The organism is Streptomyces sp. CB03234 (assembly GCF_001905885.1).
Lineage (GTDB): Bacteria > Actinomycetota > Actinomycetes > Streptomycetales > Streptomycetaceae > Streptomyces.
Map to the genome: position 1 here is coordinate 452095 of NZ_LIYH01000005.1, position 22081 is coordinate 474175.

At 72.9% G+C, this 22081-nt stretch carries 20 protein-coding genes; 9 read left to right on the forward strand and 11 right to left on the reverse strand.

Annotated elements, in window-relative coordinates:
* Positions 1–5: 5 nt before the first annotated feature.
* Positions 6–1193: a DUF418 domain-containing protein gene (locus tag AMK26_RS23395; RefSeq protein ID WP_073756676.1), complete on the forward strand. Its 1188-nt coding sequence runs from the start codon at positions 6–8 to the stop codon at positions 1191–1193.
* Positions 1194–1203: 10 nt separating this feature from the next.
* On the opposite strand, the gene AMK26_RS23400 is transcribed toward AMK26_RS23395, so the two are convergent.
* Positions 1204–1551, reverse strand: a complete 348-nt coding sequence (locus AMK26_RS23400) for a DoxX family protein (RefSeq protein WP_073756677.1) — start codon at positions 1549–1551, stop codon at positions 1204–1206.
* A 92-nt stretch (positions 1552–1643) separates the two neighbouring features.
* Between AMK26_RS23400 and AMK26_RS23405 the strand changes: the two genes are divergently transcribed.
* Positions 1644–2102 carry a MarR family winged helix-turn-helix transcriptional regulator gene (locus AMK26_RS23405; RefSeq protein WP_073756678.1) on the forward strand — a complete coding sequence of 153 codons (459 nt, stop codon included), beginning with the start codon at positions 1644–1646 and terminating at the stop codon, positions 2100–2102.
* On the opposite strand, the gene AMK26_RS23410 is transcribed toward AMK26_RS23405, so the two are convergent.
* Complete coding sequence (locus AMK26_RS23410) at positions 2062–3048, reverse strand: nucleoside hydrolase (RefSeq protein WP_073756679.1); 987 nt, start codon at positions 3046–3048, stop codon at positions 2062–2064. The two genes, AMK26_RS23405 and AMK26_RS23410, sit on opposite strands and share 41 nt — an antisense overlap.
* A 12-nt stretch (positions 3049–3060) precedes the next feature.
* Between AMK26_RS23410 and AMK26_RS23415 the strand changes: the two genes are divergently transcribed.
* The gene (locus AMK26_RS23415; protein WP_241838035.1) at positions 3061–3504 is read left to right on the forward strand and encodes a VapC toxin family PIN domain ribonuclease; all 444 of its coding nucleotides are present in this window, start codon (positions 3061–3063) and stop codon (positions 3502–3504) included.
* 1 nt (position 3505) lies between these two features.
* On the opposite strand, the gene AMK26_RS23420 is transcribed toward AMK26_RS23415, so the two are convergent.
* Positions 3506–4687 carry a D-alanyl-D-alanine carboxypeptidase family protein gene (locus AMK26_RS23420; RefSeq protein ID WP_073756680.1) on the reverse strand — a complete coding sequence of 394 codons (1182 nt, stop codon included), beginning with the start codon at positions 4685–4687 and terminating at the stop codon, positions 3506–3508.
* A gap of 121 nt (positions 4688–4808) precedes the next feature.
* Between AMK26_RS23420 and AMK26_RS23425 the strand changes: the two genes are divergently transcribed.
* On the forward strand, positions 4809–5210 hold the full coding sequence (locus AMK26_RS23425; protein ID WP_073756681.1) for an SsgA family sporulation/cell division regulator: 402 nt from the start codon (positions 4809–4811) through the stop codon (positions 5208–5210).
* A 196-nt stretch (positions 5211–5406) separates the two neighbouring features.
* Here the strand turns inward: AMK26_RS23425 and AMK26_RS23430 are convergent, their stop codons facing one another.
* Genes AMK26_RS23430 through AMK26_RS23445 form a run of 4 tightly spaced genes read right to left on the reverse strand, consistent with a single transcriptional unit; the run spans position 5407 to position 8272 of the window.
* Positions 5407–5997: a hypothetical protein gene (locus AMK26_RS23430; RefSeq protein WP_073756682.1), complete on the reverse strand. Its 591-nt coding sequence runs from the start codon at positions 5995–5997 to the stop codon at positions 5407–5409.
* Positions 5994–7220 carry an MAB_1171c family putative transporter gene (locus tag AMK26_RS23435; RefSeq protein ID WP_073756683.1) on the reverse strand — a complete coding sequence of 409 codons (1227 nt, stop codon included), beginning with the start codon at positions 7218–7220 and terminating at the stop codon, positions 5994–5996. Before AMK26_RS23435 ends, AMK26_RS23430 begins: the two co-directional genes overlap by 4 nt.
* Positions 7217–7777 (reverse strand): toxin, encoded by a 561-nt coding sequence (locus AMK26_RS23440; protein WP_073756684.1) that lies wholly within the window; start codon positions 7775–7777, stop codon positions 7217–7219. The genes AMK26_RS23435 and AMK26_RS23440 overlap by 4 nt, the downstream gene beginning before the upstream one ends.
* Before the next feature lie 33 nt (positions 7778–7810).
* Positions 7811–8272: a hypothetical protein gene (locus tag AMK26_RS23445; protein WP_073756685.1), complete on the reverse strand. Its 462-nt coding sequence runs from the start codon at positions 8270–8272 to the stop codon at positions 7811–7813.
* A 457-nt stretch (positions 8273–8729) separates the two neighbouring features.
* On the opposite strand from AMK26_RS23445, the gene AMK26_RS23450 reads away from it, so the two are divergent.
* Positions 8730–9530 (forward strand): VOC family protein, encoded by an 801-nt coding sequence (locus tag AMK26_RS23450; protein WP_073756686.1) that lies wholly within the window; start codon positions 8730–8732, stop codon positions 9528–9530.
* 26 nt (positions 9531–9556) lie between these two features.
* Here the strand turns inward: AMK26_RS23450 and AMK26_RS23455 are convergent, their stop codons facing one another.
* On the reverse strand, positions 9557–10834 hold the full coding sequence (locus AMK26_RS23455) for a serine/threonine-protein kinase (RefSeq protein ID WP_073756687.1): 1278 nt from the start codon (positions 10832–10834) through the stop codon (positions 9557–9559).
* Between the two features lie 180 nt (positions 10835–11014).
* Between AMK26_RS23455 and AMK26_RS23460 the strand changes: the two genes are divergently transcribed.
* From AMK26_RS23460 to AMK26_RS23475, 4 genes are all read left to right on the forward strand, one after another.
* Positions 11015–11551, forward strand: coding sequence for a flavoprotein (locus tag AMK26_RS23460; protein ID WP_107421028.1), 537 nt, complete (start codon positions 11015–11017; stop codon positions 11549–11551).
* Between the two features lie 28 nt (positions 11552–11579).
* On the forward strand, positions 11580–12671 hold the full coding sequence (locus tag AMK26_RS23465) for an effector-associated domain 2-containing protein (RefSeq protein ID WP_073756688.1): 1092 nt from the start codon (positions 11580–11582) through the stop codon (positions 12669–12671).
* Between the two features lie 138 nt (positions 12672–12809).
* A complete protein-coding gene (locus tag AMK26_RS23470) occupies positions 12810–12992 on the forward strand; it encodes a hypothetical protein (protein ID WP_073756689.1) in 183 nt (60 codons plus the stop codon).
* 33 nt (positions 12993–13025) lie between these two features.
* Positions 13026–14894, forward strand: coding sequence for an HEXXH motif domain-containing protein (locus tag AMK26_RS23475; protein ID WP_073756690.1), 1869 nt, complete (start codon positions 13026–13028; stop codon positions 14892–14894).
* A gap of 52 nt (positions 14895–14946) precedes the next feature.
* Here AMK26_RS23475 and fxsT read toward each other — a convergent pair whose 3' ends face one another.
* Genes fxsT through AMK26_RS23490 form a run of 3 tightly spaced genes read right to left on the reverse strand, consistent with a single transcriptional unit; the run spans position 14947 to position 22075 of the window.
* The gene (gene fxsT / locus AMK26_RS23480; RefSeq protein WP_274536126.1) at positions 14947–19422 is read right to left on the reverse strand and encodes an FxSxx-COOH system tetratricopeptide repeat protein; all 4476 of its coding nucleotides are present in this window, start codon (positions 19420–19422) and stop codon (positions 14947–14949) included.
* Complete coding sequence (locus AMK26_RS23485; protein ID WP_073756691.1) at positions 19419–20468, reverse strand: AAA family ATPase; 1050 nt, start codon at positions 20466–20468, stop codon at positions 19419–19421. Before AMK26_RS23485 ends, fxsT begins: the two co-directional genes overlap by 4 nt.
* Complete coding sequence (locus tag AMK26_RS23490; RefSeq protein WP_073756692.1) at positions 20465–22075, reverse strand: VMAP-C domain-containing protein; 1611 nt, start codon at positions 22073–22075, stop codon at positions 20465–20467. The genes AMK26_RS23485 and AMK26_RS23490 overlap by 4 nt, the downstream gene beginning before the upstream one ends.
* Positions 22076–22081 lie beyond the last annotated feature (6 nt).

Genomic DNA, 22081 nt, shown 5'->3' on the forward strand with positions numbered 1-22081 from the left:
GACGTATGACCGAGACTCTTCGCGTTCCCGCACCGACGACCGCCGGTTCCCCGAAACGGCTCGCCCTCCTCGACGTACTGCGCGGGGTGGCGATCCTCGGGACGCTCATGACGAATGTGTGGGTGTTCACGGGGCCGGGGGCGGAGTGGGGCGTCCTGCAAGGTTCCCTGGGGGAGACGTCGTTCGGGTCGTTCCCGGACGCGGCCGAGAGTGTGTTCCGGCTGCTGGCGGACGGGAAGTTCCTGTCGATGCTGACGATCCTGTTCGGGGTCGGGCTGGCGATCCAGTACGGTTCGGCGGCCAGGCGCGGGCAGCCGTGGCCGGGGCGGTACAAGTGGCGGGCGCTGTTCCTGTTCGGGGAGGGGGCCGTGCACTTCGTGCTGGTCTTCGCGTGGGACGTGCTGATGGGGTACGCGGTGACCGCGCTGCTCGTGGCCTGGCTGCTGACCCGCTCGGAGCGGGCGTGGCGGCGCGTGATGTGGTGGGCGGCCGGGGTGCACCTGACGGTGATCGGGCTGCTGACGGCGGCGCTGGCGTCGGCCCCGGAGGGCTCCCCGGCGGACGGTGGCGGCGTCTCGCGGGAGGTCGTCGACCTGTACGCGCACGGCAGCTGGGCGGACCAGATCGCCTTCCGCCTGGAGAACGCGATCGCCCTGCGCATGGAGCCGGTCCTGACGTTCTTCCTGCTCCTGTTCCTCTTCCTCCTCGGCGTACGGCTCTTCCGGGCGGGCGCCTTCGGGGCGGACGAGGCGGCGCGGCGGATCCGGGCGCGGATGCTGGCGTGGGGGCTGGGGCTGGGTGTTCCGCTGAACGTGGCGGTCGCGGTGGGCGGTGGGGACTTCTTCCTGCTGGGGCGGTACGGGGCGGCGCCGCTGATGGCGGTCGGGTACATCGGCCTGATCGGGGCGGTGGTGGACCGTGTGCGGCGTCCGGGGCCGGTGATGAACGGCCTGACGTCCGTGGGCCGGATGGCACTGTCGGGTTACGTCGCGCAGAACGTGATCTGCATGCTCGTCTCGTACGGCATCGGCCTGGGCCTGGCGGCCGAGCTCGGTGAGCCGTGGCGGCCGTGGTGGGTGATGGGGCTGTGGGCGGCGGTGTCGGTGGTGCTGCTGGTGGGCTCCAAGCTGTGGCTGCGCCGTTTCCCGACGGGTCCGCTGGAATCCGTACAGAAGTGGGCGCTGCGTCGCTGACCGCCGGCCGTCACATCGACGCGATCCGGAGGATCAGCGCGGTTCCGGCGGCCAGGGTGAGGACGGCCGCCGGGGCGAGCGCGTAGTCCCGGGCGCGTACGTGGGTGATGACGGCACCGAGGAAGTACAGCACCACGCCGATCGCGGCGGCGGACCCGATGAACGGCACGACGAGCCCGAGGAGCAGCCCCGCGGCGCCGGCCGCCTTCGCGGTGGCGAGGCCGGGCAGCCATGTGTCCGGGACGCCGAGCTTGGTCATGGAGCCGGTGATCTGCTCGTTGCGGGCGTAGGTGAAGGTGGCGGAGGCGGTGAGTACGAGGGCGAGGGCCCCGGCGACGACGGCGTACGCGATGAACATCTGATGCACCCCAATAGTGGATGGCTCGGAATGATTGAAGAGTATCAATCATTTCTTCAGCTCCACAATGGAGTGACTGTTACGGTGTGCGCATGGCAGCAGCAGACGGCAACCCCGCCCCCACGGACCGCCTCGGATTCGTCCTCGCCTGGCGCGGTGAGCTGGCCGGTGCCCGGATCCGCCGCGCGCTCGGCGTCACCGGACTGCCGCCGCGTCAGGCCATGACGCTCATGCACCTCGCGGCCGGCCCCACGAGCCAGCGGGCGCTCGCGGACACGATGGAGGTCGACCCGAGCCAACTGGTCGCCATCCTCAACGACTTGGAGGGCGCCGGCCTCGCCGAACGCCGCCGCGACCCCGCCGACCGCCGCCGCCACATCGTCGAGATCACCGACAAGGGCGCGGCGACGCTGCGTGAGGTCGACACCGCCCTGAACGCGGCTGAGCGCGAGCTGTTCGCCGCCCTCTCCGAGCGGGATCGCGCCTCGCTGCGCACCCTCCTGGAACGGCTCAGCGGTTCGCGCGAGGGGCTGGACTGCTCGGAGGAGTAGCGGCGCGACCGGACAGCGTGCGTACGGCGTCGATGATCAGGTCCCAGAAGGCGGGGGCGTCGACGGCGGTGCCGACGCGGGCGTTGGCGGGGCGGCCGGTGACGCCGTCGAGGTCGACGACCGTGGCGCCGCGCGTGTGCGTACCGGTCAGCTCGACGGCGACCGGGGCGCGGACCGTGGTGATCAGGTCCGGGTCGATGAGGTGGGCGACGGTCAGCGGGTCGTGCAGGGGCGGGGCGGCGAAGCCGAAGACCTCGCGGTAGGTGGTGCCGAAGTACGTCAGCAGGTCGACGCACAGCCGTGACAGGGGCGTGCCGAGCGCCTCCAGGCGGGCGAGGACGTCGGGGGTGGCCGGGGCCTGGTGGCTGACGTTCAGCCCGATCATGGTGACGTCCAGCCCGCTGGAGAACACGATGTCGGCGGCCTCCGGGTCGGCGGCGATGTTGAACTCGGCGGCCGGGGTGCGGTTGCCGCGCCCGGTGGAGCCGCCCATCAGCACGATCCGGTCGACCCGGTCGGCGGCCAGGGCCGGGTGGGCGAGCAGGAACGCGGCGATGTTGGTGAGCGGTCCGGTCGGGACGAGCGTCACGGGGGCGGGGTGGGCGAGCAGCGTCTCGCGCAGGAGCGTGATCGCGTCGCGAGGGTCGAGCGGGACGGTCGGCTCGCCGAAGCCGGGGCCGTCGAGGCCCGACTCCCCGTGCAGGTCGCCGGCCACGATCCCGGCCCCGTGCAGCGGCAGCGCCAGCCCGGCGGCGATCGGTACGCCCCCGATACCGGCGACCGTGCACACGCGGCGCGCGTTGAGGGCGGTCCTCGCGACGCTCGCGTTGCCGGCGACGGTGGTGATCGCGAGCAGCTCGATGGCGGGGTGGGCGGCGGCCAGCAGGATGGCGAAGGCGTCGTCGTGCCCGGGGTCGCAGTCCAGGATCACGGGGATGGGTGTCATGGAGGCAGTGTCATGGATGACGGCGGAGGGCGGGCGGGCACGCGCGGCAAGGCGTCACATGGGACGAGCCGCTGTTCTCCCGCACCTTCGAGGGCGCGGGACGCACGCCCACGAAGGACGGCGTCGCTGCTCGCGGAGCCGGACCACGTCGCCACGCGGGAGCTGGGCCGGGAGGCCGCGGTCAGCGCCGTGGACGACATCCGGCTCTGGACGCGCAGAGGGCGCGTCGCCGTTCCGGAGATCACCGACGACCCTCTCGGCGTGGCGCAGTCGGTGCGCGCCCGCCACCGCGCGCTCGACCTCGGCCTTGCCGACGCGGTGAACGTCGCCCTGGCCGCCGAGTACGACACCGACGTCGTTCTCACCCTCGACCGCCAGGACTTCCGTGCCGTGCGGCCGCTGGGCCGTCACAAGGCGTTCCGGGTTCTGCCGGAACCGGACGACCTGCCCCTGTGAATCAGCGCGGCGCACGGCGGCGCACCAGCCACAGCGTGGCTGCCGCCAGGCACGCCGACCCGACGAAGGTGAGGGGCAGGAAGAGGTGCGGGCCGTCTCCGTGGGCCCCGTCCGGCAGGGTGGCGACGGAGACGGCGGCGGTCGGCGGGACCGAGCGCGCGGGCGCCGGGGCCGGCGGGGCCGCCGCGCTGACCGGGAGGGAAGCGCGCGGCGGGAGGAGGGAGCCCACCGGGCGGGCGTGGGGCGCCGCCGCGAAGCCCCAGTCGAGCAGGTCGCGGGCCTCCTCGTACACGGCGTAGGCGCCGCCCCGGCGGGGGTTCATCACCGAGACGACCAGGGTGCGCGGGCCCTTGCGGGCGGCGGCGATCAGGGTGTGGCCGGCGTTGGTGGTGTAGCCGTTCTTGATGCCGAGGATCCCCGGGTAGCGCCGTACGCCGTCGGCGCCGGTGAGCAGCCGGTTGGTGTTGCGGATGCTGTAGGACCAGCGGCCGGCCGGGAACTTGGCGTAGGCGGTGGCGGCGTAGCGGGCGAAGTCCGGGTTGCGCAGCCCCGCTCGGCCGAAGATCGCCAGGTCGTAGGCGGAGGAGACCTGGCCGGGCGCGTCGTACCCGTCGGGGGACACCACCCGGGTGTCGAGGGCGCCGAGCGACCGGGCGGTGGCCTGCATCTCGCGGGCGGTCTCCGCCCAGCCGCCGTTGAGGCCCGCGAGGACGCGGACGGCGTCGTTGCCGGAGCTGAGGAACACCCCGCGCCACAGGTCGGCGACCCGGTAGGTGACCTCTTCGCGTACGCCCACCAGGCTGCTGCCGTCCCCGATGCCCCGCAGCTCGTGCCTGCTGACCGTGTGCTGCCGCTCGGGTGATACGCCGGGCAGCGCGGCCAGTGCGAACAGGGCCTTGAGCGTGGAGGCGGGCGGCAGGCGCCGGTGGGCGTTGCGGGCGGCGAGGACCTCACCGGTGGCGGCGTCGGCGACCAGCCACGACCGGGCGGACAGCCGGGGCGGGGCCTTGACGCCGGGCGGGAGGCGCACCTGAGTGCCGGGGCGGTGCAGGACCGCCGGGTCGACGGGTACGGCGGCCGGTGGCGGCACGGGTTCGACGGGGCGCGGGCCGGTGGCGGGGTCGGCGGCCGGCATCGACGGGAGCAGCAGCAGGGCGGCGGCCACGAGGGAACTGACGATCATTCAGCCACGGTATGGACGGGCCGGAGCGGCCGCAGGGTGATGTGCGGCCGACCGGAGTATCGCGGGTTTCCCGGGGCACCTGAGAGGGGGTCCTCGTCCCCCATCCCTCTGGAGGAACGACATGAACGCGGTCCTGCGCGACAAGGTCTTCATGCGGCTTCTCTCGCCGGACGGCCACGAGCTTCCCGTCCTGGCCCACCTGGTCTACGACGCCCGTGACCCGTACGCGGTCACGGTCGGCTTCACCCACGGCGGGTTCGTGTACGCCGAATGGCGCCTGGACCGCGACATGCTGCGGGACGGGATGGCGCAGCCGGTCGGCGAGGGTGACGTACGGATGTGGCCGGCGCTCAACGGCAGCCGCGAGGAGCTGCGTATCGAGCTGCTGAACACCGCCGTGTTCACGGTGTGGGTGCCGTCGCTGTGGCGCTTCCTGGCGCGGACCTACGAGGAGGTCCCGGCGGGGCAGGAGCGGCTGGAGGACCTGGACGCGTTCCTGGCGGAGCTGCTGGCCACCGGGTGACACCGGGCGGGGGCCGGTTCACAGCCGCCGGGCTTGACAGCCGCTGGTTCACAGCCGCCGGGCTTGACAGCCGCCGGCTCACAGCCGCAGGGCTTCACAGCCGCTGATTCACGGCCGCCGGTTCACGGCCGCCGGTTCACGGCCGCCGGTTCACGGCCGCCGGTTCACATCAGCCGGGCTTCACATCAGCCGCGCTTCACATCAGCCAGGACGCCGCCGCCGTCGCCGCGCCCAGCGACGCGCCCGCCACCGTCTGCGCCACCGTGTGGTACCCGAGCGCCACGCGTGACCAGCACACGGCGACGGTCATCGCGTACGCCGCCAGCCACCAGGGCGAGTGGACCACCGAGAGCAGGGCGACGACGGCCGAGGCGACGGCCGAGTCGACCGAGATCTTCCAGACGGTGTTGACCACCAGCAGCCCGACCGTCATCACCCACAGCGCGAGCATCGCCACGAGGATGCCCGTGGGGGCGTGCCCGAGGACCATGACCACCGAGCCCGTACCGATGGAGCCGAGTATCACGAAGAAGATCGGCGCGCGTTTCGTGCGGTCGACGACGTGCCGGTCGCCCCACGTGCCGCGCCCCCGCTCCCACTCGATGTACCCGGCGGGGATCAGCCCCGCGCACAGCGCGCCGAGGAGGCCCCACGGCAGGCCGCTCCAGTGACCGGCCGCCGCCCACCCGATGGCGAGCATGCCGACGAGCAGGACGTTGCGGGGCTGGAGGACGTCGGTGACGGTACGGGCGGTGTCGGTACGGGCGGTGGTGTCCGTGCTGGTCATGCGCTGTGCTCCAGGGGCGCGAGAAGGGCACGCGCCCGGTCGTCGTCGGCTCTGCGGTACGCGGCCGCGACCCGCACCAGCCACGCCACCTCGTCGTCCTGGTCGGTGGCGTGCCTGGCCTCGACGGCGGCGGCCTTCCCGGCGGGCGCGCCGCCCGCCTTGGCGGCGAGGGCGGCCTTGATCCAGTACGCGTCGGCGAGCGGGCCGGGGCCGCCGGCGGCGTGCGCGGCCGCGCCGACCAGGCCGTCGGGCACGTAGTGCCGCAGCTTCTCGACCGCGTCGGCGATGTCGGCGGCCCACCGGTCGACGCGCAGGTCGGCGGGGGTGTCGAACCGGGTCAGCTCCCGCACCAGCGGGGCCGGCGGCTCGAAGGGCTGGTCGGGGAAGGCGGTCATCAGCTCCCGCCACAGCGGGTGCAGCCGCGCCTGCGCCCGCCACAGCTTCACGCGCCGCCAGCCCTTGCTGAACGCGGGGAGGGAAGCGCCCACCGCGAAGAGCGCGAACAGCAGGATCTGGGCCAGCTCGGTGACCTTGTCGAAGGTCTGCGCGAAGCCGTGGCCGGGCTGGTGGACGACGCTGATCCACATGAACAGCGTGCGGCTGACGGTGTAGCCCACGCCGATGAACATGGCGGCGGTCATCATGCCGAGCCCGGCCCTGAGGTGCCGCAGCCGCGCGTTGCCCGTCGCGAGCGCCCATTGGTAGGCGCAGACGGCGGACGCGGCGCCCAAGTACAGGTAGAACACGCTCATGTAGAGCGTGGCGCCCCACTGCCCGGCGTGGTCGGAGACGAACCGGTCGGAGGGGACGGACCGGTCGACGACCGTGAAGAACAGCACGGTCAGCAGGATCAGTGTCGCGACGGACGCCTTCGCCGCCACGTGCTGGACGACGCGTGCGAACCGCACGTGCCGGGGGACGCCGCCGCCCTCCGGGTAGTGGCCGTAGATGGCGACGATGTAGCTGAGGATGGCGAGGATCGCGATGGTCGCCGTGTAGTGCTTGATGAGGACGGCGAGGTCCACGACGGGGCTGTTGTTGAGCCCGGTGCGTACGGCCTCGGTCTTGGTCCACAGCGCGGCGGCGAACCCCGCGTAACAGCCCCACAGCGCCCGTCGCCGCCGGTCCTCTTCGTCGCCCCACAGGGCGGCCGGCATGCGCCACAGGGCGACGGCGGTCATCAGGCCGGCTATGAGGTAGCCGGCGAGGTCGAGGGCGGTCACGCGGAATCCTTGGGGGTACGTCGGAAGAGGCGGCGCCGCCGGTGGGCGACGGGCCGGGACAGCGAGTTGGCGAGCCGTCCCACCATGTCGTCGCTGGTCACGTCGCGCGCCATCCGGGGTATGAGCGAGGCGCCGAACTCGGCGACCCGCTCGTCGTGCGTGTCGTACTGCGCACGGGCCTGGACGGTGGCGCCCGAGTCCAGGACCCGGGAGATCAGCGAGGTGTCGAACACGGGGAGGAGGCGGCGCAGTTGGCCGGCGTCGAGGGAGGTGCCGTGGTCGAACCACTCGTGGCACAGCTCGTGCAGGATGACGTGCTGCGTCTGGTACGCGGTCGGACGCTTGCGGTACAGGACGATGCTGGTCGTGCCGGAGCTGAGGCGCAGCCCGCAGGCGGCGTTGACGCGCGCCAGGTGGTCGGGCAGTTCGCGCAGGACGATGGTGCGGCCCCGGGCGACCTCCATGTTGGCCACGAGCCCTTCGATGGTGAAGGGGGCCGGGATGGGAAGGTCGGCGAGTCCGGCTTCGCACTCTTTCCGCAGCTCGCGCATGGACATGAACGCCTCTTGCCCTCGTGATGATCCGCGAGTTTACCGGCCGTCCGGTCGCTGCTCGTCGGAGTCCTTCTGCTTGGTCTCCTCCAGCAGGGAGAGGGCGAACTCCAGCAGCTCCGCCGGGATCCCGTCCTCGTCGTTGCCGCGTGCGGCGACCGCGCTGATGTCCCCGGTGCGCCGTTTCGCGAGGAATTGCAGGCCGGCGACGACATCGCCGACGACTTCCGATTCGTCCTTGAAGAAGCGCCAGTCGACGCCGAAGCCGAGGCCCAGCGCCTTGAGGATGTCCTCGGAGGGGTGGGTGACCTTGCCGGCCAGGATGTTGGAGAAATAGCTGTGGGAGAGGGAGCCGCCGCGCTGTTTGACCAGGTCGGCGAAGACCCGTCCGGAGATCTTCTGGCCCGGGAAGGTCTTCTCGACCATGTACTCGACCTTCTGCCGCAACGTCCGCAGTTCGGGCGGGCGCTGTTCGCCGTTGCGCTGTTCGCCGTTGTCCATCCGGGTCCCCACGTCGCGCGATGTTCGAGTTCGGTCAACGGGCTCGTACTGTAATCGACACAGAACGTTGGCGTCTTTGCATCAGCGACAAAGTGGAGCATCCCACTCCAGCATCAGAAGCAGACTTGCGCAAGCACTCTACGTCACTGTTAACTCGAAAAAACACGGGCAGGGGGCCACGAGGGGAGTCCCTTGCCCGTGTATGCCGGCGTATGCCTGATGCGATGTGCCCGGACTGGGGCCGGGGCCGGGGCCCGGACAGGGATGTAGCCCATCGCGACGGGGGATGCACGATGGGCTACGTTCGCATTATGACACCTCGTCAAGGGTGTCGGGTCGACCTTCGGTCGAGTTTCCGTCCGCGCCTCTCCCGGTTTCGGCGAGCGTACCGGGGTATCGCTCGCTAGCGTGACAAATCGGACCACGTATCGAGTGTGAGCGGTAAAGGGACGGAACCATGGCGGTACAACCCGAAGGCGCGCCGTGCTGGGCGGACGCGATGTTCACGGACGTCGAGGGCGCGAAGAGCTTCTACGGCGACGTACTGGGCTGGACGTTCGGCGAGGCGTCGTCGGAGTTCGGCGACTACACGGAGGCGTACGCGGACGGCAAGGCCGTGGCGGCCGTCGTGCCGCCGATGCCCGGCGCGGAGGAGCAGTCGGCCTGGTGCCTGTACTTCGCCTCGCCGGACGCGGAGGCCACCGCGCGGAAGATCCGCGACAACGGTGGCGAGGTGATGACGGGCCCCATGCGGGTCGGCGACTTCGGGTCCATGGTGCTGGCCCGCGACCCGGGTGGTGTCGTCTTCGGGGTGTGGCAGGCGGGCACCCATGAGGGGTTCCAGGCGCGTGGCGCGACCGGCGCGTACTGCTGGTCCGAGGTCTTCACCCGCGATCCGGCGGCGTCCGACGCCTTCTTCCCCGCCGTCTTCCCGTACCGCGCCAAGACGATGGAGACCCCCGACCACATGGACTTCAGGGTCTTCCACGTGGGCGACGACCCCGTACTGGGCCGGATGGCGATGACGGACGAGTTCCTGCCGGAGGTCCCGCCGTACATCAACGTGTACTTCGGCGTCGACGACTGCGACGCGGCGGTGGCGAAGACCACCGAGCGCGGCGGGGCCGTGCTGTGGGGGCCGATGGACACCCCGTTCGGCCGGTTCGCGACGCTGAGGGACCCGCAGGGCGCGTCGTTCTCCGTCATCGACATGAGCACGGCCCAGGGGGACATGCCCACGATGACCGACGTGCCGTAGGGCCGCTCCAGGCCGCGCCGGGCCGCTCAGTGCCCGTCGTGCGCGCCCAGGGTGCTCGGCGTCACCGCGATCTCCACCTGGGGCGTGTCCGGCGAGGTCGTGTCGGGCGAGAACAGCGCCATGCCGACCAGTACGGCGGCGAAGAAGGCCACGGACCCGGCGATCAGGCTCGCCACCCGGGGCCGCCGCCTGACGAATTGCCGGGCGGCGCCCGTGCCGGTCTGCGCGGGCAGGGCGCGGCGGCCCCGGCCGCCCTGGCGGGGGGTGCTGGGCAGCATGTACGTGGTCGCGGTGCCGCTCTCCGGCGACCCGTGCGCGGGCGCCGGGGCCGGGGCCGGGGTCGGCAGCGGGCCGCCGGGACGGGCGGGCGGCGCCGCCATGGGCGCGGCGTGCCCGGGGCCCTGCGCGTGTACGCCCGGCGCGTGCCGGGGTCCCGACGCGGGGGCGGGCCCGGCGGCCGGCGCCGGGTTCGGGTCCGGGAGTGACTGCGCCCGCCCCTGCCAGGCGCCGGAGGCGAACCAGTCGGCGACCTCCTGGGCGGTGGGCCGCTCCTCCGGCTGCTTGGCGAGCATCCCGAGCAGGTAGTTCTCGAACGCGGGCGGCACGTCCACCCCGAGCCGCAGCGGCGGCACCGGCGCGGCGTCGATGTGCTGGTACAGGATCGCCGTCGCGGTGTCGGCGTGGAACGGCGGGCGTCCCGTCAGCAGTTGGTACAGCACGCACCCGAGCGAGTACACGTCGGACGCCGGACCGGCCGGCTGCCCCAGCGCCCGCTCGGGCGCCAGGTAGAGGCTGGTGCCGACGATCTGCCCGGCCGTGGTGAGCGCGGCGGCCGGATCGTCGACGAACCGGGCGATCCCGAAGTCCCCGAGCTTGACCGTCCCGTCCGCGTCCGACATCAGGTTCCCGGGCTTGATGTCCCGGTGCACGATGCCCTGCCGGTGCGCCGACGCCAGCCCCGCCGCCGTCTGCGCGGCGACCGCCGCCACGCGCGGCGCCCGCAGCGACCCGTCGACCGCCAGCTCCTGCGCCAGGCTTCGGCCCTCCACCAGCTCCATGACCAGGTAGAAACGGCCCTCCCACGCCCCGAAGTCGAACACCGCCACCACATGCGGGTGGCTCAGCCGGGCCGCCGTCTGCCCCTCCAGCCGGAAACGCGCCGCCGTCTCCGCGTCCGAATCGTCCCCGAGCAGCAGCTTCATGGCCACCGGCCGGCCCAGCACCTCGTCCGTGGCACGCCACACCTCGCCCATCGCGCCGCGGCCGATGGGCGACTCCAACCGGTACCGATCCGCCACCAGCACCCTGTGCACCTGCCTGATTCCGATCGATCCGCCACCCCAGCCGACGCCGGCGGAACAACTGCGCCGTACGGGCGAGGTGATGGGAGAGTCCGCGACGGGCTCAGGGTACCTACCGCGCGCCGTGCGCACTGCGCCACCATCGACGTACGCCACGCCACCCTCACCGAGCGGAGACCGCACGTGCCCCACCAGCGCCGGCCGAAGTCCTTCCTGTACGTCGTCGTCTGCGCGGCCGGAGTCGCCGGCGACGTCGGCAAGCTCATCACGGCCGCGCAGGAGCGGCAGTGGGACGTCGGTGTCGTCGCCACCCCCCTCGCCCTCGGCTTCATCGACGCCCCCGCCATCGAGGCGCAGACCGGGTACCCGATCCGGTCCGCCTGGCGCCGCCCCGGTGATCCGCGCCCGCTGCCCGACCCGGACGCCATCGCGGTCGCGCCCGCCACCTTCAACACCCTCAACAAGTGGGCCGCCGGGATGTCCGACACCCTCGCGCTGGGCATCCTCTGCGAGGCGTACGGAGCCGGCGTCCCCACCGCCGCCCTCCCGTGCCTCAGCACCGCCCAGGCCGCCCACCCCGCCTACCGGCGCAGCCTGGACGCGCTGCGCGAGATGGGCGTCCGTATCGGCACCCAGGACCCCGGCCGCACCACGGCCGACGGCTTCCGCTGGGAGGAGGCCCTGGAGCTGCTGAACATCGGTGCTGACAACGGCCGTTGAGGTCTACCCTGGAGCAGGGGAGGTACGGATGCGGGCGCTCGTGGCCGGGGTGGAGTCCTACGAGGCGGGGTCGGCCTGGGACCTGGACGGACCGGTGCGCGACGCGCTCGGCTACGTACGCTGGCTGCGCGAACTCGGCGTGGCGGAACGGGACATGACGCTCCTGCTGTCACCGCTCGCCCGCAACCGGGCGCTCGCCGACACCGCCGGCCTGCCCCACCGGCCGGCCGACCGGGACACCGTCCACCGGGTGCTGGCCCGGGAACTGGCCGACGAACGCAGCGACTGGCTCCTCGTCGCCTGGTCCGGCCACGGGCTCATCGACGCCGACCGCAACCGCCGGCTGCTGTTCGCCGACGCCGTCCAGCGCGACCTGCGGTGCCTCGACGTCGAAGCCGCCCTCGCCCTCTACCGCTCCGACGGCGCCCCCGGCCACCCGCGCCAGCTGTGGCTCCTCGACGCCTGCCAGACGTACGCCGACACGACGGCGACCGCCGGCGCGCTGCGCCCCGATCCCCTGCCCCGCGCCACCCCACGCCAACAGGCCGACCAGTACGTCCTGTTCGCCTGCGGCCCCGGCGAAACCACCCGCAACGGCATGCGCTCCGGTGTGTTCAGCACCGAGGCCCTCCGCCTGCTGCGCGACCACCCCGACTGGCGCACCTCGCCCCGGCCGCTCGCCGAAGCGCTGCGCGGCACGTTCGGCAACACCACCTCCCTCTGGTTCGAGGGCGACGGCGAAGCGCACCGCACCGTGGGCCACCGCCCCACGGTCCCGGCCCCCCGGCGGGCGACACCGGGCCGCAGACTGGAACTGGCCGACAAACGCCGCCTGCACGACGCGCTCGCCGCCGTCGACGTGATGCGCCGCCCCGAGTCGCGCGGCCAGATCATCGGCCTCCTGCCCGACGCCATGGCGGGCAGCGTCCCGAGACAGGCGCAGACACGCCTGGAGATCCTGGGGCTCATCGACACGTGCGTGACCTTCAGCGACGGACTGACCCCCCTGTGGGAGGCGGTGTCCCTGGTGGACCCGGGGACACCGGCGGCGGAGGCCCTCCTGGAGGTTCTGCGGGACTACCCGGAATGGTTCACCGACCCCGGTGCGAACGGCGGTTGAGCCTCCGCGATTCGGCCACGGCGCCCCGGGCGGGGTGCAGGCTGTCCGGTAGCGCATGTTTCCAGCGGTGGGTGCTTAGGACATCATGTAAGGGCGGCGGATCGAACACCGCTCGGACACCGGGGGAGGTCTACGGCAGTGGAAAAGCCGGAAACCGCCATCATGTCGGACCTGCCCGATCTCACGGGCACCTCCCTGGAGGACTTGCGTTCCGGTCCCGACGAGAGCAGAGCGGCGGCCAAGGCCCGGCTGCTGGCGGACGCGGGACGCGCGGCCGGGAACGAATCACCGGGCAGCGAGAACGGCAGCTGGACGGTCTGATGCGCCGGCACGGCGGCGACGCAGAGGGACGGTATGCGCCCTGACCCGACGCACGAAGCGGAGTCGCGGCATTCCCTCACCTCACGCCAATTCCACGAACTCGCCCGTGGTGAGGGCGGCACCGGCGCTCTGACCACGCTGGCCCGGGCCGAGTTCAGCCATCGCCTGTTGCTGTTCGATCTGCTGATGGACACCCTCACCCCGCTGACCGGGGTGACCGGGCCCCTGCCCGCCCCCCAGCGGGCCTGGGACCTCCTGGCCGCCGCGCAGCGGCACGCCCCGGCTCCTGTGGAGGAACTCCTCCTGCTGCCCGAGACGGGGCTCTGGCTCAACCGGCTGCTGGCCCGGCTGCGCGCCCCCGGGCGGGACGGCACACCGCTGTGGGCGGACAGCGGCCACCTCCACACGCTGGCCGCTGTCGCCGCCGCCCGTGCCGGACTCGACTTCTCGCTGCCCGTCCCCGCTCACCGGGGCGCGGTCCGGCTGCCCACGCTGGGCCTGGCCCGGCTCGCCACGCCGCATCGCCACCACGCCCCCTGGGACACGGCCGAGATACGGGCCTGCGCCGGGCGGCTGACGATCAGCGGCCGGTACGGCCGGCTGTCCCCGCCGAGCCGGCCCGAGCGGCACGCACCCGGATGGCTGCCGGTGCGCCGTACGGCCCTCACCCCCGGCGGCCCGCGCCGGATCGTCCTGGACGACCTGGGCACCCACCGGATAGCCCCGTTGCCCCACGGGGCGGCCGAGCGGCTGACGCGGGCCGCGTACGGCACCTGGAGCGGCCTGCTGCGCGAGGCGTACGCCCTGCTGGCCGACGTCGACCCGCCGACCGCCCGCGCCGCCGCCGTACTGCTGCGCTCCCTCCAGCCCATGCCCGCCCACGAACCCTTCCGGGTCCGCAGTGTCACCAGCGGGCACGGCGTCGGCGGCATGGCGTCCTCGCTGCCCGAGTCGGTGGCCCTGTGCGCGGCGACGCTGGTCCACGAACTCCAGCACAGCAAGCTCAGCGCGCTGATGCACCTGCGTCCGCTGTACGAGGCGCGGGAGACGGGGCGGCTGTACTACGCGCCCTGGCGCGACGATCCCCGCCCGCTCGGCGGAATGCTCCAGGGGGCGTACGCGTTCGCGGCGGTGGCCCGGTTCTGGCAGGCGTACGCCATCCGGCACCCCGGGGACGCGGGCAGTGGCCTCGCCCGGTTCGACAGCACCCTGTGGCTGGGACAGCTGCGACGGGTCGTGCCGGAACTGGCCGCCGATCCGGCGCTGACCACCACCGGCCGCAGCGCGTTACAGGACCTGCTCGGTGCCGTGCGCCGGCTGGGCGACGCGTGCGGCGACGGCCCCGAGGAGCGGCTCGCCCGCCGGATGGCAGCCGACCACCGGGCCTCGTGGCGACTGGCACACGTACGCCCGTGTCCCGAGGACGTGGTGGCCCTGGCGGCCGCCTGGAGCGCGGGGAGGCGCCCAGGGCTTCCGGTGCGCCAGGCGGCGCCACGGGACCGGGGGACCCGGTACCTGGACGCCCGCGCCATGCTCGTACGCATCGGCCTGATGGACCCGGCGGCCCTCGACACGATGCGTGACCGCCCCGGCGAGACCGTGCCGGGCGTCACCGGGGCGAGCCGGGGCGACCTGCTGTGGGCCTGCGGGGACGCGGCCGGCGCGCGACGCCTTCACCTCCGGGACCTGAGCCGGCGGCCCGGGGCGTGGACGGGTCTGCGTCTGGTGCTGATGGACACCGGGGAGGCGCCGGAGGCGGTCAGGGCCCTGACGGAGGTGCCGGAGCTGGTCGCGGCCGTCCACCGGGCGGTCAGCGGCCGCTCGGGCCGCCCGCCGGACCCGGTGGCCCTGGCCCGGTGGCTGGGCCAGGGCGCCCCTGCGGACGTCCGGATCGGCACCTGATCCTGATCGGCACCTGATCCGGATCAGCACCGGATCCTGACCGGCGCCGGAGTCAGATCGGCATCGGATCGATGTCGCAGTTGGCCCGGCGCCAGGCGAGCATGTCCGCGCACGCCGGGTGATTCTCGCCGAGCTTGGCCCGGACGCCGTCGATGGCGGCCCTGTGCAGCTCCTCCGCCTCGCCTGTGCGGCCCAGCGCCCGCAGGTCGGCGGCCATGTTGCCGCGCAGCACGAGCACCGTGGGGTGCTCATCGCCGAGGGCCTCGACCAGCAGGGGCAGCGTCCGCTGGTCGAGTGCCAGGGCACCGGCGGCGTCACCCTGCGCGAACAGGTCGTTGGCGAGGTTGATCGCGCAGATCAGGGTGTGCGGGTGGCTGTCGCCCAGCTTGTCGCGGAAGCGGGCGAGCGCCGACTCGTTCAGCTTGCGGGCCTGGTCCACCCGGTCCAGCAGCCGCAGCGTGATCGCGGCGTTGGCGTCCGCCGCGGCGGTGTGCGGGTGTTCCTGGCCGAAGATCTCCGCGTACAGGGCCCTCGTCCGCTCGCTCAGCCTCAGGGCCTCCTCCAGCGAGCGGTTCTGGCGCAGGTCGATGGAGAGGTTGAGCGAGGCCTGGAGGGTGTCGGGGCTGCGCTCGCCGTACCGCTCGGCCAGCGCACTGCGCGCGTTGCGGGTGTTGGCCTCGGCGGCCGCGTGGTGGCCCGCCTTGCGCTGGGCGACACCCAGGCGGGCGATCGCCTTCAGCGTGTTGGGGTGCATGTCGCCGAACGTGTCGCGGTGGATGTCGATCGCTTCCTCGTACGCCTTCTCCGTCGCCGCGTACTCCCCGAGTTCCTGCTTGTCCAGGTGGAGGGACGCCTCGGAGCTGAGGGTGGTGGGCGCGTCGGCCCCGAAGAGCTGCACCTTGGTGTGCCAGCTCGCCCGGTCCAGCTCCAGTGCCCGCGCGTACAGGCCGTTGACGCGCAGCGTGACGCCCAGGTTGTGGGCGTGCAGCAGCGTCTCGGGGTCCTCGTCGCCGTACGCCCGTACGGCCCGCTCGTAGACCTCCTCGTCGAACTCCAGGGCGCCCCGGAAGTCGCCGCGTGCCCTGCGGTCGCCGGAGACCTGGCCCTTGACGCGCAGGTATTCCTCCTCCAGGTCGGGTCCGGCGCCCTCCAGCGTGGCGAGCATCCGTTCACCCAGCTCGGCGGCCTCCTTGTAGCGGCCGTCCCGCCACAGGACGAACCGCAGGTGCCTGCCGAGGGCCAGGGTCTGCTGGTCGTCCTCGCCGAAGAGCCGGCACCAGTCGCGGTAGGTCTCCTGGGCGAACTCCAGGGCCGCCGCGTGGTCGCCCCAGTAGAAGAGGTACCGGGCGACGTTGTAGACCAGCTGGCGTACGTTGCGGTGCGCCGACAGCGCCGCCTTCGACGCGATGACGTGCGGATACAGCTCCCCGAACCGCTGCCAGTTCTGCGGTGCCAGCGGGTCGCTGGGGGCGTTCGCCGCGAGCAGCAGGTGCGCGCCGTGGCGGAACATCCGGCGCTGTTCCTCGGTCATGCGCGCTTCGAGCACCGCCTGGACCAGCCGGTGCATCTGGATCGAGTTGGTGCGGTGGTCGATCTTCGCCAGGGAGTACCGGCTGATCTCCCGGATCGCGCGGCTGAGCCGGATGGGGTCGGTGAAGATGCGGTCCAGCTCGGGGGCGATGGGTTCGGACACCGAGTTGGAGAAGAACTGCCGGTTGACCGGTTCGGGCGCGAAGTACGTGCACAGCTTGAGGAGTTGGATGGCGCCGGCGTTCTTGCCCTCCACGTGGTCCAGGGACACGTTCCACGCGGTGGCGACGGTCTTCTCGTACTGGGTGGGCGGTGACACCGCCATCAGCTCGGCGCTCTTTTCCTCGAACACCCTCCGATATTCGGCCGGGGGCATTCCTGTTTCGGCGCGCCACGCCGATGCCTGTTCCACGGCGAGCGGCAGGTCGCCGAGGATTTCCGCGAGCATGTCCGCGTCTTCGTCGGACAGGTCGGGATTGCGCCGCCGAAGCAGCTGGATGCTCTCTTCCCGTTCGAACACATCGACTTCCAGCGGATGGGCCAAGGTGTTCCACTGAGGGTTGCGCGATGTCACGATGACGGAGCCTACCGGCCCGCCCTCGGGAGTGCTCGGGAAGTATTCCTGTACGGCTGCCGGGCTTTCGGCGTTGTCGAACACCAGTAGCCAGCTGTTGTACGGGTTACCGGTGCGCAGTGCTTCCAGTACGGCGGGTACGGCGGTAATGGCCTCGGTGCTGGCCGGGAGGTGGAGACGGCGGGCGAGTTCGACGAACGCCTGCTGAATTTGCGTGGTCCGTTCGGCGGGGATCCACCAGACGACCTGGTATTCGGACGCGTGCCGGTAGACGTATTCCAGGGCCAGTTGCGATTTGCCGACGCCGCCCATTCCGTGCAGGGCGTGCGGGAGGACGGCGGTGGGGCCGTGGCGCAGCCCGTTCTCCAGGGCGACCAGCAGCTCTTCCCGGCCCGTGAACACGACGTTCCTGGGCGGCATGTTCCCCCAGACGGCGGGCATGGCCGGTCGCGCACCCCCTCCGGCCGGAGGCTGCTGGGCCGGTGTCTGTGCCGGGGCGGGGACCGTGCTCACGTGGGGGCCTCCAAACGGGGGAACGGGGTAGTCGCTGTCGTCGGGGAGTCTCTCATCGGCGGCGACCGGTGAAACGCCGGTCTGGCCGTTCGGAGGTGTGGTTCCGATCTGTTCTCCGAGCTTTCGGGCGCGGCGCAGATGGGAACCGGAAATAGCTTGGAGCGCGGCGTGCTCGGCCTGCCGGAAACGGAGGTTCTCGGCTGTCGCCTCGACGGCCGCCAGGCTTTCCTCGCGGAACGCGGGGGCGGGTGAATGGGCGGCGCTTTCCAGGTAGTCGAGAAGTTCGCGGGCCGCCTCGTTGTGCGGGGCGAGGAATTCGGCGGCTTTTCTCAGGGCGCTTTCGGTGGCGGTCCTGCTGCCGGCGGCGAGCAGTTCCTCCCGTACGCCGTCGACGAAGAGATACGAATGCCCGTCGCAGCCGGGGAGGGGTTCCACCAGGGGGCTGATGACGAGTTCCGCCAGATGGGCGTCCGTGGCGTGCGGCATGGTCTGGCGCCGCACCTCGCGCATGGTGTCCAGGTCGAGTTGGACGGCGGCCAGCCGGGTGGCCAGGTCGAACGCGGCCAGGGAGGCGCGGTTGCGGAAGCGGGCCACCAGTTCGGCCGCCGTCGGCCGCCGCGACGGGGGTGGCGGGGCGGGCCGCGGCGGGCGGGTGCCGGTGAGGATCGCCGGGAGGTCCGCCCAGCGCGGGCCGGTCCCGGAGACGAACCGGGCCCAGGGGCCGAGCCAGTCGGGGCTCAGCTCCAGGACCGGTACGGCCACCACGCGGCCGGGTGCGTCGGGCAGCAGCGACGCGGCGAGCGGCTCGGCGGGCGTCCACCGCACCTGCCCGCCCGCCGACCCGGGCCCGTGGGCGTGCAGCCGTACCCGGACCGGGAACAGGCCGGTGCCGGCCCACAGCCGCTGCGGCAGCGTCTGCACCACGGTGACCGGCTGGTACCTGCCCCACAGGGCGGCCAGCCGCTGGGCGGCGCCGGACCGCCAGGCGGGTGCGGCCCCGTCCGTCAGCAGGAAGACGATGCGCCGCCCGGTCGGGTCGACGAGGCCGCGCGGTGGCTGCGGCCGGCCGGCCGTGCCCGGGGCGTGCAGCACCGCCCGCTCGGGGTGGGCGGTGTCGAGGGCGAGGACGTCGACGCCGCGCAGCCCGGCGTACCCGTCCAGGGCGGCGCGGAACCGGTCGACGGCGGGCCGCCACAGGGCCATGTGCGGGGCGCTGTCCACGACGAGGACGGCGCTCCACTGCCGTTCCGGCTCGGGGGCGAACGCGGGCGGCAGGTGCGGGGCGGTCGCGATCCGCTCGGCGGTGGCCGCCTCGTCCAGGGCGTGGGTGTGCGCCGAGTCGCGGTGCGTACGCAGCGGGCGCAGTGCCCGGCCCAGCTCGCGTGGCCCGGGCGGGCGGGGCGGCCGGGTCAGGGCGGCGGGCGCGTGGGCGGGTGCGGGGACGGCGGAGGGGGAGGGGGAGGGAGCCGGGTGCGGGGGCTCGTCGTCCAGGGGTACGGGGGCGTCGAGGGTGTCGGGGGTGCCGGGGGCCTCGGGCGGGGCCTGCGGCGGCGGGGTGTCGTCGGTGGGGGCGTCGGGGGTGGCGTCCTGCTGTGACGGCCGGCCGGGAGCCGGGGGCCGCGGCTGCCCGGGCGCGTCGGTCTTGACCTCCTCCGCTCCCTCGGCCGCCTCCCCGCCCGCCAGCCACGGGTGGTTGGCCGCCAGCCACACGGCGTCGGCGACCTCCCACGCGTACAGCCCGGTGACGGGCAGGCGGGTGTCGGGCAGCCCGGTACCGGGCAGGCCGGGGTTGGGCAGGCCGGGGTTGGGCAGGCCGGGGTTGGGCAGGCGGGGGTCGCCCGGCAGGTCTGCCGGGCCGTCCCGCCGGTGCCGCCCTTCAGCGCCGCGGGCCGCCGATGATTCGCCGGTCACGCCGTATCCGCCCCTTCACCACCCAGAGGGTGCCAAATGGCGGCGAGGACCGATTGCCACTCCCCCGCATCGCTTCCGTCCTGCCGGTAGAGGCCCGAGGTCGCCAAATGGGCGGCATTCAGCAACTGGTCGGCGGCCAGTCCGCCCACCCGGCCGCTGCGCCGGAGGAAATCCTGGATCAGTGCTTCCTGCGCCGGTCCGAGGCGGTCGCCGAAATGGCCCGAGACGAGTTCGCCCAATGTCTCGGCGTCCGGGTCGGGAATGTCGAGCCGCAGACAGCGGCGCATAAAGGCCTCGGGGAACTCCCGTTCGCCGTTGGACGTCATGACGACGACCGGGAACGTATGCGCCCGGACCACCCCGTTCTCGACGACGGCGGTGCCTCCGGGATCAGCCGTATGGACGGTCGCCGTCGGTTCCGCCTGCTTCACCCGGACGAGTGGCGGCACCTCGAACCAGGCGTCCTCGAAGAGGGTGAGCAGGTCGTTCGGGAGGTCCGCGTCGCACTTGTCGATCTCGTCGATCAGGACGACCCTCGGCAGCCGGTACGGCAGCAGCCCGGTGCCCAGCGGTCCCAGCTGTACGTAGTTCCCGATGCCCGGCCGGGTCGCGGGGGCGTCGTCGTCGCCGCCCTCCCGGGTCGCCTGGGCGCGGCCGATGGCGTCGTACTCGTACAGCCCCGAGGCGAGCGTGGTGCGGCTGGTCACCGGCCAGTGCAGCACCCGGCCCAGCCGCAGCTCACGCGCGATCCGGTACGCCAGGCCCGACTTGCCCACCCCGGGGCGGCCCGTCACCAGCAGCGGGCGGCGCAGCAGCAGCGCGGCGTTGACCAGCCGCACCTCCTCCGGGCGCGGCGTGCGGGGCCGGCCGGGCGGGCCGAGGCGCCGGTCGGCCTCGTCGTCCTCCGGCGGCGGGGGCATGGTCGCCGGGGCGCGGAAGTCGCGCCACGGCGGGCCCTCGGGCCAGCTCCTGTCTTCGTACGGTGTGTCCGGTAACAGCTCTCCGGTGCCCCGGTAGAGCGGCCCGCCATGGTGCGCCGCGTTCACTCGGTCCCCCCTACAAAGGTGGCGGGAGCGCTCTGCCCGCCCTCGAGAAGAAGCTCGGGGTCGTCCCAGATCATGCTCATGGACCGGATCGCTTCGACGTCCCTGTCGGTCACGGCGCTCGCCCCGCCTGCGGCGGTGGTGGTGGCACGGACGGCGACGTCGGACTTCCACTGTTGCGCACGCTCGGGGAGCCCTGCCAGTCCTTCGTTGGCCAAGGTCTCTCGGATCATGCTGCGGAACACCTCCGACGCCGGGTCGTCGCGGTGATACACCACTATGGGTACCCCGAGGTCGAGGGCCAGACTCATCTCCCTCAAGCCCAACTCGCTGTCCCGGTGGGGCGGTCTGCTGAGCACCATGCCGACCACGTCGTCGTCCCGTCCGATCTTGGCGTCCAGCAGGGCGAGGTGCTCGGTGTCGGACAGCGTCTCCGGGTCGCACTCGTGCACCAGACCGGGGCCCTCGCCGGTCCGCCAGTGCGCCCAGCGGGCCCGCCAGGCGTTGTGGAAGGCGGGGCGCTGCACCCGCTCCAGGCTGTGCAGCAGGATCTCCCGGTAGCGGCTCAGCAGGGAGTTGGGGAACCCCAGGGACGGGTCGCGGTCCCACCACTCCACGGGTTCGTTGAGGAGCTCCGCCGGGAGGAACAGCTCCAGGGCGGCGTTCTCGGCGCGGGAGTGGCGTAGCTGTGTCATATGCGTGAGCAACTCTGCCACAGCGACGGGGAGTTGGGAGCGGGTCACGGACTCTCGTGGCTCGGTGTGGGGGTCGCGGTGAAGGGCGCTGGAGTCCGTGTACTTCACGCAGGCGGAGACGTAGTACCGCTGGGTGCGGGCGGCGCGGCGGCGGCCGACGCCGCCCTGGGGGGTGCGGTCGGGCTCGACCTTGACGTAGATCCTGATCAGCGGTCTGACGGCCGGGGCGGGCCGGCCGGGGTGCGGGTCGTGGGTGACGCTTTCGGTCAGGGGCGCGCCGCTGAGGCTCGTACGCAGCGCGGTCAGCGGGCCGGTCAGGTGCCACTGCCGGGCGAAGTGATCGTTCCACGCCCGTAATTCGCCGATCCCGGAGGCGACTTCCGGGCACAGGGCTGCCGTGTACTCCAGGAACGCCAGCGCCGGCATGAGGTCGCCGGGCCGGCTGTTGCGGTCGGCGAGGTGGACGAACGCCTCCCACGGCGTGGTGCAGTGCTCCGGCAGCGGTACGAGGCCGTCCGTGGCCCGGTCCACCAGGGCGCCCAGCTCGGACACCGGGACCTCCAGCACGCGGCGCAACGGTGTCCAGTCGGGGCCGGGGAAGGCGAGGCGGGCCTTCCACTCGGCCAGCAGCAGCGCCAGGACCGGCTCCAGGGCGGGCGCGACCAGGCAGGTGGCGTCGACGAGCCCGTCCATGCCGCCGTCGATCGCCGCGCAGTTGTTGACGACGCTGAGGAACTCCTGGCGCGGCACGGAGAAGCTGACGGCCGTCAGGCCGGGGATGTGCTGGTGCACCATCTGGCGCCACAGGTCCCTGCCGCTGTCGTTGATCAGCCGGACGGCCGGATCCTCCAGCGCTTCCACGAACGCGCGCAGGATCCGTAGCTGTACGCCGTCGAAAACTCCCGTGGCGGCCACGCGCGT